The 10172-nt window shown below is 50.9% G+C and carries 12 protein-coding genes; 5 read left to right on the top strand and 7 right to left on the bottom strand.

Annotated features, from left to right (window positions below):
* From IOQ59_RS21185 to IOQ59_RS10080, 3 genes are all read right to left on the bottom strand, one after another.
* On the bottom strand, positions 1 to 238 hold a 238-nt coding region (locus IOQ59_RS21185; RefSeq protein WP_228050818.1), incomplete at its 3' end, for a hypothetical protein.
* 155 nt (positions 239 to 393) lie between these two features.
* Complete coding sequence (locus tag IOQ59_RS10085) at positions 394 to 1059, bottom strand: SDR family oxidoreductase (protein ID WP_193953157.1); 666 nt, start codon at positions 1057 to 1059, stop codon at positions 394 to 396.
* 137 nt (positions 1060 to 1196) lie between these two features.
* Positions 1197 to 2063 carry a LysR family transcriptional regulator gene (locus IOQ59_RS10080; protein ID WP_193953156.1) on the bottom strand — a complete coding sequence of 289 codons (867 nt, stop codon included), beginning with the start codon at positions 2061 to 2063 and terminating at the stop codon, positions 1197 to 1199.
* A 65-nt stretch (positions 2064 to 2128) separates the two neighbouring features.
* Between IOQ59_RS10080 and IOQ59_RS10075 the strand changes: the two genes are divergently transcribed.
* The 3 genes from IOQ59_RS10075 to IOQ59_RS10065 all read left to right on the top strand — a co-directional run bounded on the left by IOQ59_RS10075 (position 2129) and on the right by IOQ59_RS10065 (position 4891).
* Positions 2129 to 3364 carry a YbfB/YjiJ family MFS transporter gene (locus tag IOQ59_RS10075; protein ID WP_193953155.1) on the top strand — a complete coding sequence of 412 codons (1236 nt, stop codon included), beginning with the start codon at positions 2129 to 2131 and terminating at the stop codon, positions 3362 to 3364.
* 5 nt (positions 3365 to 3369) lie between these two features.
* The gene (locus IOQ59_RS10070) at positions 3370 to 4416 is read left to right on the top strand and encodes an NAD(P)H-dependent flavin oxidoreductase (RefSeq protein ID WP_193953154.1); all 1047 of its coding nucleotides are present in this window, start codon (positions 3370 to 3372) and stop codon (positions 4414 to 4416) included.
* Positions 4417 to 4633: 217 nt separating this feature from the next.
* On the top strand, positions 4634 to 4891 hold the full coding sequence (locus IOQ59_RS10065; RefSeq protein ID WP_193953153.1) for an HlyU family transcriptional regulator: 258 nt from the start codon (positions 4634 to 4636) through the stop codon (positions 4889 to 4891).
* Between the two features lie 259 nt (positions 4892 to 5150).
* Here IOQ59_RS10065 and IOQ59_RS10060 read toward each other — a convergent pair whose 3' ends face one another.
* Positions 5151 to 5387, bottom strand: coding sequence for a type II toxin-antitoxin system Phd/YefM family antitoxin (locus tag IOQ59_RS10060; protein ID WP_193953152.1), 237 nt, complete (start codon positions 5385 to 5387; stop codon positions 5151 to 5153).
* A 224-nt stretch (positions 5388 to 5611) separates the two neighbouring features.
* On the opposite strand from IOQ59_RS10060, the gene IOQ59_RS10055 reads away from it, so the two are divergent.
* Positions 5612 to 6205: a hypothetical protein gene (locus IOQ59_RS10055; protein WP_193953151.1), complete on the top strand. Its 594-nt coding sequence runs from the start codon at positions 5612 to 5614 to the stop codon at positions 6203 to 6205.
* Between the two features lie 240 nt (positions 6206 to 6445).
* On the opposite strand, the gene IOQ59_RS10050 is transcribed toward IOQ59_RS10055, so the two are convergent.
* Positions 6446 to 7432: a zinc-dependent alcohol dehydrogenase family protein gene (locus tag IOQ59_RS10050; RefSeq protein ID WP_193953150.1), complete on the bottom strand. Its 987-nt coding sequence runs from the start codon at positions 7430 to 7432 to the stop codon at positions 6446 to 6448.
* Between the two features lie 109 nt (positions 7433 to 7541).
* On the opposite strand from IOQ59_RS10050, the gene IOQ59_RS10045 reads away from it, so the two are divergent.
* Complete coding sequence (locus tag IOQ59_RS10045) at positions 7542 to 8456, top strand: LysR family transcriptional regulator (protein ID WP_193953149.1); 915 nt, start codon at positions 7542 to 7544, stop codon at positions 8454 to 8456.
* 8 nt (positions 8457 to 8464) lie between these two features.
* Here IOQ59_RS10045 and IOQ59_RS10040 read toward each other — a convergent pair whose 3' ends face one another.
* Together IOQ59_RS10040 and IOQ59_RS10035 are read right to left on the bottom strand one after the other, a co-directional pair.
* Entirely contained in the window at positions 8465 to 9277 is an 813-nt protein-coding gene (locus IOQ59_RS10040) for an SDR family NAD(P)-dependent oxidoreductase (RefSeq protein ID WP_193953148.1), read from the bottom strand.
* A 213-nt stretch (positions 9278 to 9490) separates the two neighbouring features.
* The gene (locus tag IOQ59_RS10035; RefSeq protein WP_193953147.1) at positions 9491 to 10102 is read right to left on the bottom strand and encodes a DJ-1/PfpI family protein; all 612 of its coding nucleotides are present in this window, start codon (positions 10100 to 10102) and stop codon (positions 9491 to 9493) included.
* Positions 10103 to 10172 lie beyond the last annotated feature (70 nt).

The raw sequence follows: 10172 nt of genomic DNA, 5'->3' as shown, positions 1-10172 counted from the left end.
CTTCTACATCTTCTTTTTTCCATTCATCTCCATGAATAGTAACCATTTCCATAACAGTATCTCTAAAGAAACATAACAGCCAAATAGACGTCAACTTGACGTGTTTAAACACGTCAGTTTGATATATATCCCCAAAACGGGATTTGAGAGAAAGGAATGTAATACGATGATCTGCATACGTTTTCCTTAACGTCTCTTCGACTCCCATCCGGGGAAATGCATCAAATTGATGGTCCATCCTTGCACATTACGCACTCACAAGGAAGGCTGTGCGAAAACACAGCAAGTAGGGTGCAATAGCATCGCGTATTGCACCATTGTCCAGAGGGATCGCATCGGTGCGTTACGCTTTGCTAACGCACCCTACAGCCCTTGATACGAATCCATTCCCAATCACCAAGGCAGCACATCACCGTTGGAGTGCCAGAACGTACCGCTATTACTCAGCGTTAACCCGTCAATCCGCTGTGACAAACGTTCGGCTGCTTCATCGGGTGTGATATCCCCATGACCACCAATCATCTCTGTGCCCACCAGCCCCGGATGCAAAATAGCGACAGATACACCCTGAGACTTCAGATCATGGGCCAGTGAAACACCCGCAATATTCAGCGCAGCTTTGGACATGCGATAACCGTAACGTCCACCACTGGTGTTATCGGTAACCGATCCCATTCGACTGGTAATAAGTGCCACCTTAGCGTTTGGCGCTAGCTGGTTTCTCAGGGCTTCAGTGACCATCAAAGGTGCCAGCGCGTTGGTCTCAAATTGCTGACGAATGGAGTCCGGATCAATGCTTCCCAATACCTCGTTGCGAAGAATACCTGCGTTGTTGATCAACAGATCGATAGCCACACCGTTCAATGCTGAAGCTAAACGCTCAACACCCTGCTGTTTCGACACATCTACGTTGTCGATCACTTCGATATCCAAGGAGTTAAGTGCCTGCGATGGCGTTCGGCACGCCGCATACACACGATAACCTCTGGCTTTATATAGTCGACAAAAAGACAGTCCAATACCTCGATTGGCACCAGTAATAACAGCGGTTTTAGACATCGTAAGGGCTTCCATTGGTTAAGCGAATAAATGAGATCAGAGTACGTTGTTGAAGTATGTCCAATACAATCACATACAAGCCTCAGCCGTCCATGTCAGACGCACTCGAGACCATCATATGCATAGGCTCAAGTGGATCAATGTAAAACAGGCAACAGATCGATCAAGGCTTTTAGCTGGGGACTTTGCTCCCCCTGCCAGACTAAGTGTGTGTGATTCACTTTGAGCAATTCTGGCAGAGTATTACGCTCCACCAGACTCCCGGATACTGCATTATCAAGTACCCCCGTTGGCACGATGGCAACCCCGGTACCCGCGGTGACACAGGCAACGATGGCGTGATAAGACCCCAAATCCAGAAAGCGTTCAGGAGATACGCCCGCCTCGGATAGCCATTCAATCAGGCGACGTCGATAAGAACAGCCATGAGGAAATGCCACAACCGTATGCTTGCCAAGGTCCGCAGCATCGTGAATGGCTGGCGTGCCTTGCGGCGTAATTAGGACAAGCTCCTCCTCAAAGACCTTGATTGACGATAGGTTTCCCTGCTCAAAAGGCTCTGAGACAAAAGCAGCCTCAATTTCGTAACTGTCCACCAAACGCAGCAATGCACCGGTCGTGCCGGTTTGAAGCTCGATTGTCGTTTCCGGGAACCCTTTATGGTACTGGGAAAGAAACGGGGGCAGTTTCACGCTGGCAGCACTTTCAAGTGATCCGAGGCGAAGCACACCACGAACAGCACCATTGCAAACTTCCTGCTCTATCTCGTCCGCCATTCTAAGCAGGCGTTCAGCATGCCCAAGCAATGTCCGGCCCTCATCCGTGAGTACGATTCCACGCCCCTGCCGGCTTAATAGCTTAACCCCAAGCCGCTCCTCAAACTGTTTGATGCGCTTGGTAACGTTGGAAGGCACTCGGTTGAGCTTATTGGCCGCGCGTAGGATGCCCCCTTCAAGGGCGACGCAACGAAAGATATGGAGATCATCAAGGCTTAACTTTCTCATTTTGTGAATGGTCCGCTCTAATAATTCACTATTCGAGCATATCATGTGATCGTCATAATGGCTCCATGAATGCCACTATCTCCACACAACCCGATCATACGAAGCATGCACGCCAGATTATCATCGCGGGTATCGTTGCGCTCGCGATTGCGATGGGGATTGGTCGGTTTGCCTTCACGCCATTGATGCCTCTTATGCTGAGGGACGGCACGATTGATGCCGTTTCCGGGACGGAGTGGGCGGCTGCAAATTATGTCGGGTATCTTGTGGGTGCTCTGACAGCCTCATGGTTTAGCGCAAACCCACAACGGGGACTGCACCTTGGCCTGCTGGGGGTCGCCTTAGTCACATTCGGTGCAGCATGGGCAACGCACGATGTTCACCTGTATGGGTTACTGCTTCGGTTTGCCGCGGGCACATGTAGCGCGTGGGTTCTGGTGTGCGCGAGTAGCTGTTGCCTTCAGTTGCTTGAACAGATGAAAACGCTTTCTCAAAGTGGACGAATCTACACCGGGGTTGGTTGCGGCATTGCCATAGCGGGCACAATTGCCTGGCTTGGGGGCTATCAAACGGCGCAGGCCATCTGGGTAGAACTCGGTTTTATTGCGCTCGTCGGAGCGATCTTTGTCCAGCGCAGCATGCCAGCCTATTCCTCCTCTCAATCACGAGTGGTGGCAAGTACCCTGCCCAAGGCGCAAGCAACGTCTTTAAAGGGACACACTGCTTTAATTGTTTGCTACGGCGTAATGGGGTTCGGGTACATTATCCCGGCTACGTATCTACCCACATTGGCTAAACAGCTCGTGCCTGATCCTTTAATTTTTGGACTCACCTGGCCTCTTTTTGGTCTGGCCGCAGGCTTATCAGTCTTAACCGCTGCGGTCTGTTTGGCGTCATGGTCGCGCAGAGCCGTATGGGCCAGTGTGCAAGGTATTATGGCCCTGGCTCCGTTATTACTTCTATTTCATACAGAACTCTGGGCGCTGGTCATCGCTGCTATCCTTGTTGGCGGTACATTCATGGTGGCGACAATGGCCGGTTTACAGCTTGCCAGAGAGCAGATGCCGGATAACCCCACCAAACTGCTTTCAAGAATGACCGCAGGCTTTGCCGTTGGACAAATAGCAGGCCCTGTATTGATTTGGATAATTGGCGAGAATAAGTTCATGGGCTGGGATGCACTGGACTGGGCACACGCCATTTCCGCCTGCCTATTAGCCGCAACAACAGCATGGCTTTTTAGTGACGTGAAGAAAAAGCACGGCCAGAAAGCCCAAGAACCACTCAACACTAAGGTTTAAACGTGATGACCATACAAGCGCTATTTGATATCGAATATCCCATCATTCAAGCACCGATGGCAGGTGTACAAGACAGTGCTCTGACCATCGCTGTATCAAATGCAGGAGGCTTAGGTTCTCTGCCGTGTGCAATGCTTGATACTGACACCCTTCGGAGCGAATTAAGGCATATCAAAGCGCATACAACCCAGCCCTTTAATGTGAATTTCTTTTGCCATACTCCACCCGTAGTAAATGAAGTGGAGGCCATCACATGGAAAGGGAAACTCAGCGGTTACTACGGTGAGCTCAGTGTTGATGCCGATCTGATCCCTTCTGGCCCCACGCGGAAGCCATTCGATCGGGAAGCCGCTGATATTGTCTGCGAATTCAAACCCGCGGTAGTGAGCTTTCATTTTGGGTTGCCGTCCTCGGACTTGCTAGACAAGGTCCGCTCCAGTGGGGCAAAAATCATCTCCTCGGCGACAACGGTAGAGGAGGCTATCTGGCTCGAAGCACAGGGTGTGGATGCGATCATTGCCCAAGGCGTAGAGGCAGGCGGCCACCGGGGGATGTTTCTTACAGACGACCTGAATACGCAAATGGGAACATTTACGCTGCTGCCACAAATCGTCAACGCCGTTAAGGTACCGGTTATCGCAGCTGGCGGAATTGCGGATGCACAAGGAATTAAAGCCGCGATGGCACTGGGCGCCTCTGGCGTACAAATCGGTACGGCCTATATGCTGTGCCCGGAAGCGAAGACCAGCAAGTTACATCGGGACGCACTAAAAAGTGATGACGCACGCCTGACGGCATTAACCAATGTTTATTCTGGACGCCCGGCACGTGGCATCGTGAATCGTTTAATGCGTGAACAAGGTCCGATCAGTGATTACGCTCCAAAATTCCCATTAGCGACCGCAGCCGTAGCGCCCTTGCGCGCAAAAGCGGAGAGCCAGGGCAGTAGTGATTTTTCACCTTTATGGGCCGGACAGAACGTAACCGGGTGTAAAGAAATCTCAGCACGTGCGCTTACACAGCATCTGATGGGTGTACAAAACACAGAGTGATGCATTGGGGGTGGATACATGGGGCCGGAGCCTGTTTGATGTTCTCCACTCAAGCTTCATACGCCCCCTGCCTAAAGCCTTCATGACAACCCAAGCCCATCCTAATAGGACCTAAGTACCCAATTGCTCAAAAACCAACCTGCTTTGGTAGTGCTCCCCTTCCCTTCAGCCTATTGCGGCTTCTAGTATGAAATCAAAAAAAATGAGGAGTCTAGCCATGGGCTTATTCACCACCCTGAAATCTCTTTTCGCTCCCTTGCCGGAAGGCGCTGTTCGCTACAAGGGCTTTACGATCACAGCCACGCCAGAGCAGGATGGCAATCGCTATCGATTGCGCGGGAGTATCACGAAGAAAGATCAAACACGCAGTTTCTCCCTCGTCGATACCGTGACGGCCGAAGAGACCTGTGTGCAGCTCACGCATAAGAGAGCCAAACTGTTTATTGATCATCGGGGTGAAGAGATATTTATCTGAGGTAACCTCTTATCCCGCCACTCATATCATAACGCGGGTGAAAAGCTGAGTTTTCAGCACATCGGGTGCAATCGCATCGCGCATTGCATCCTTATCCTGCTACGTAGCGAGCTACCCTTCGCCAACAATTCCTCGCCGCTTTCAAACTCAATAGTGATACCGACAAAATATATCCGCGATGTACCTGTATCTGCTCCGTACACCAGACGGTGAGTATTATCCATACGGCGAGACCTGAAGCCTGTTCATCTAAAATCGCTTACTCCTTCACCTGAGCATTTTTATATTGTTCGATAGACCGATTGAGATGGGTAGCGTTGGTCGGTGATTTGAGCAGATGCACCGTTTCCATCAAGCTGTTGTAGTGATCCAAAGACATCACCACAGCATCTTCTGCATCCCTGCGAGTGATGACCGTGCAGTCTGCATCGCTCACTACATCATCTAGCACTGCCTTCAGCCCGTTCCGCGCTTCGGTAAAGGATACGATTCGCATATGTTTCCCTCGTTGAGCCCTGTGCATATTATTGAACAAGTCTAGAACAGACGTTCTGGTTGTACGATATACAGAAAATCTATGTTATTCACGTTGATTCGACTGTTGTTTGTCAACGAGGACTTTACCTGTCTGAACCCATCTCCCATGGGATTAACAACCCAACAGGCTGAAAAATATGAGATATTCAGACTGAGTATGATGACGCTGGAGATATATCGGTAATGGATCAGAACCCGCTTGTTCTTTTTGTACAGTTGATCCGTCACAACGACTCACTGCTGTTCGAGCTGTTGTTACAAACCCTGTCATCAAGCACATTTTGCTTTATCACCGGATCTGTCGGATTGATGATGGTCATCATTGGTGGACACAATCAGCGCTATTCCGACATCCTCGACCGCAGCATCAATGGGTTCTGCTCTATCTATTTGAAGACCAGTGTTGTGCTGTTATTACTATTCAAGTTGATTCTGTTGGTCAGTGGACTGGTTGGCTTTGATGGCGTTTGGAATGAGGTCGTAGCGTTTTGGTCGAAAAATAAAGTCTGGCTGAATCCATCCGCAGCATATTACCTGCTGATCACATCCATCATCATTCTGATCGGCACGATCTCCCTCCTATGTGATCAAGCAGAGGAGACGAGTACCGGCTTGATCGGCGCAGTGTTATTGGCGTTTGTCGTGTTCTTTGGGCTGCCGTCAGAGTTCGATACCAACATTCGACTGTATCTCTTTGTCGGGTTTTGTACTGTCGCTATTTTGTTGATTGTGTCAGGTAGCTTTGATGAAAATGCACAGAGAGGTTGGAGGCGCTAGAACGATCCGGAATGGAGTTGTAGGGCACCCCTTTAGGGTGCCGGCAGCTTAAAAACTGCCCTACAGGTAGCTCATTGCGCCGAATTTATCTTATTGATTACGTCAGTCAGTTTTGATGAGAATCCTCAGCGAGGCTAGTAGCTGTACAACGATTCGGAAAGTCATTCCAGGGCATCCCTTCAGAGTGCCAGCAGCTTAATCACCTGCAATGACGACAAAGCTGCCCTACCGTTATTGAACTTAGACCGTCACAACAACCTTACCCATCGCCTGCCCACTTGTCAGACGGGCATGCGCATCTCCGACCTGTTCAAGCGTAAAGCGCTGCTCATCCAGTATCGGACGTAATCCACCCGCTTCTACGATCTCAGTTAACGCACTAAGAATCTGCGCATGGGCTTCACGTCCCTGATTGTGGATCATCGGTAGCAGCATAAAGACCACATGCAGTGATAGGCCTTTGAAGTGTGCGACCGACAGATCCAGCTCAACCATTGCCACGGTTGATGCCACCTGACCGTTTAAAGCAGCGGCTTCAAAAGAGTTCGCCATATTTGCGCCACCCACAGAATCAAAGACGATGTCGAAACCAGCACCGCCCGTATGTTGGGACACGTAATCCGCCACGGTTTCCGTTGTGTAGTTGATCCCTTTCCCACCCAGCTCTTCGATCAACGCCAGTTGCTTGTCGCCACCACCGGTTGAATAAACATCAGCGCCAAAGTATGCCGCCAACTGCAATGCAACATGACCCACCCCACCAGAACCGCCATGAACAAGCACCTGCTGCCCCTGCTTGATACCTGCACGCATCAACCCTTCATAGGCCGTGATGCCCACCAGAGGTAGCGCTGCAGCTTCTGCCATCGACAGATTTTTGGGTTTACGGGCGATCAGACGCTCGTCCGCCAGCATGTATTCGGCCAGAGTGCCTTGCAGCTCGCCTAGCCCACCAGCACAACCGTAGACTTCATCACCAATGGCATATGCAGTGACACCTTCACCCACCGCGTCGATGGTTCCTGCGAAGTCCATACCTAAAACAGCGGGTAGCGCAGGCGCAATCGGCAAAGCCTCGCCCAGTTCACGAATCATAGTATCGACAGTATTTACGCTGGTTGCGGCAATACGTACCCGCACATGACCGGGCTTAATCTCCGGCTTGGGCAGCTCAGCGGACTCAAAGAGTTCTGGGCCACCAAATTCCCGGATTACCATTGCTTTCATTCGTCTATGCCTCTGTATATTTGCAATGGATTCATTGTATTTATGATTGCCTATGATGATAATCAGTCGACAACTACATTCAGTTTATAGATTTTATTGAAAATATAAGATGGATATTGAACATCTCAAACTCTTTGTACGACTGGCCGCGACCCACAACATCAGTCTCGCAGGACGTGAACTGGGCCTGTCTCCGGCGGTAGCCAGTGCGCATATCAGCAAACTGGAACAGGGACTGGGAGTGCGCCTGCTGCACCGTACAACCCGAAAAGTTTCGCTAACTGAAGAGGGAGAGGCGTTTCTGCCCCATGCCGTAGAAGTGCTTTCCAGCATAGAAGCGGCTCGAGCATCAGTGGGTGCAGGAGAAGAAGCCCCCACGGGTACGCTACGCATTACCGCCCCCGCCTCATTTGGCCGGATGCACCTGATGCCTGCAATGAAGGAGTTCAGAGCATGCTATCCGCAGCTGGGATTAGATCTTAGATTAACGGATACCATGGTGGATCTGGTCGAGGGCGGCTTTGATGTAGCCGTTCGGGATGCCGGATTAAAGGATTCCAGCCTGATTGCCCGTAAGCTGGCCTCAGATAAACGTATCCTCTGCGCCTCTCCGGAGTATCTCGCACAGTACGGTGAACCCCAAACCCCACTAGATCTGCGTAACCATCAGTGCATTACACTCATAGGTTTAGATTCCTGGGGGTTTGATACACCAGAAGGCGTTCAGACAATTAAAGCCAAAGGCACATTTCGTACCGACAACGGTGAAGCCATTCGCGATGCCTGTGTCGCCGGTTTGGGCATTACGATCTGCTCCACCTGGAATGCGTACCTCCACCTTCATCGCGGTGAGCTGGTTCAGATACTGCCGGACTACCCGCTTGTCTCGGATACCGCGCTCTGGGCGGTGTATCCCAGCTCCCGACTACTGGCCCCCAAAGTCAGAGCGTTTATCGACTTCTTTGCAGAGCGCTATGGCGAAATGCCCTATTGGGACCAGACTCAACATGAGCCATCGACGTGACTCCCCGTTCAAGAGACCACACTATCCAGAAGTGATTCGATAACCCGCACAACGTCGGCGGATTTGTGTGGATCTAACGCATCAGCATGGGGTGATGAAAATTGCCCCAAATCGTTATCAAAATATTGACCCGACGCGGCAGAAAAATCATCAGAGAGCGCAGCACGGATTAATATATCTGCGCCAATGCTAATATCCCCACCCGCGACACCAAAACCTTCTTTCACCATTTTACTGCCCAGCATCGAACCGGGATTAACCGCAACAATCACCGGTCCCTGGTCTTTAAGTGACAGCGCCATGTTGCGAGACCACATGGTTAGTGCCAGTTTGCTTTGCGCATACGCTGAGAAATCTTCCGACAGGCCAACCTCACCCGACAGTGCATTGAGATCAACTGGCGACTGTGCGGCCGAAGACAAGTTCACGACCCGTCCAGAAGTGCCAAGTAACGGTAAAAGTCGATGGGTCAGTAAATAGGGCGCGAGTGTATTCACAGCAAAGCGTACATCAAGTCCGTCACGTGTCATCGGATCGTTGGCTCCGAGTATCCCGGCATTATTGATCAGAACATCCAGCTGGCTATGCCCGGCAGTGATCGCATTCGCCAATGCTTCAACATCACCCATGATCGACAGATCCGCCACATAGCTTTCAACACGTCCTTCGCCGGACTGCTGGGATAACATACGAGTAACATCCGCCAGCTTCACGGGATTCCGTCCATGAAGCAGAACATGATGGCCCAGTCCAACCAACTTTTGGGCGGTCGCAAAGCCAATACCGTCAGTTGATCCTGTGACTAAAATTGTTTTTTGCATGATCTGATCTCTTTATCCACAAAAGCGTGACAACAACGCCTGACAACAACATAGGTTGAACAACACCCGATTAACACCGCCACGCGCGCGAGGCCACTGCGCGTTCAACCGAATGTGTTCAAAATAACATTCAACCTAAAGATCGATAATCGTGAAAAGAGACGAATCAGTTTTTAGATATGGCTGATAATGAACAATGAATTGAGACCCGACTTAAACTGACTCAGAGGGCAGAAACGGCGAGATATGTTTCATCGCTCGCGCGACGTAATCCTCTTTCTCTCCCACCGGCGCTACGTAATGCATCGCCTCTTTCGCGGCCTCAACACCTTCCAACCGTGCAATCATCCACACCGCCAGATACTGAGACGCAAGACAGCCACCGGCAGTGGCGACATTACCGTTTGCAAAGAACGCCTGATTTAACACCTCAACCCCTGTTTCCTGAACCCAGGGTTTGGTTGTCAGGTCGGTGCAGGCAGGTACGTCGTTGAGCAGCCCTAGCTTGGCTAATAGCAGCGTGCCAGAGCATTGCGCACCGAGCAGTTGTCGGGACGGATCAAGGTTCAGCTGAGCCATCAAAGATTCGTCAGCCACCACATCCCGCGTTTTCATACCGCTGCCAATAATCACGGCATCTGCATGATTGGCGTCACTCAGCGGGATCTGGCGCTCAAGCGTTACGCCGTTCATCGATTGAACCTGCGGTGTGGGGCTGGCAATAGACACACGCCAATCCGGTTTTTTGATGCGGTTCAGGATGCCCAGTGCGATGAGGGAATCCAGTTCATTAAAGCCGTCGAAGGTCAGAATCGCGATATGCATGGCACGGTTACCTCGTGAAATAGGGTTGATTCACCGCATTCTATTCCCCAGAATCATGACAATAAAATTA

Origin of the sequence: Pontibacterium sinense (assembly GCF_015209595.1) — a bacterium.
Lineage (GTDB): Bacteria > Pseudomonadota > Gammaproteobacteria > Pseudomonadales > Balneatricaceae > Pontibacterium > Pontibacterium sinense.
The sequence above is the reverse complement of the archived record's forward strand: the minus strand, read 5'-3'. Positions and strand labels throughout refer to the sequence as shown.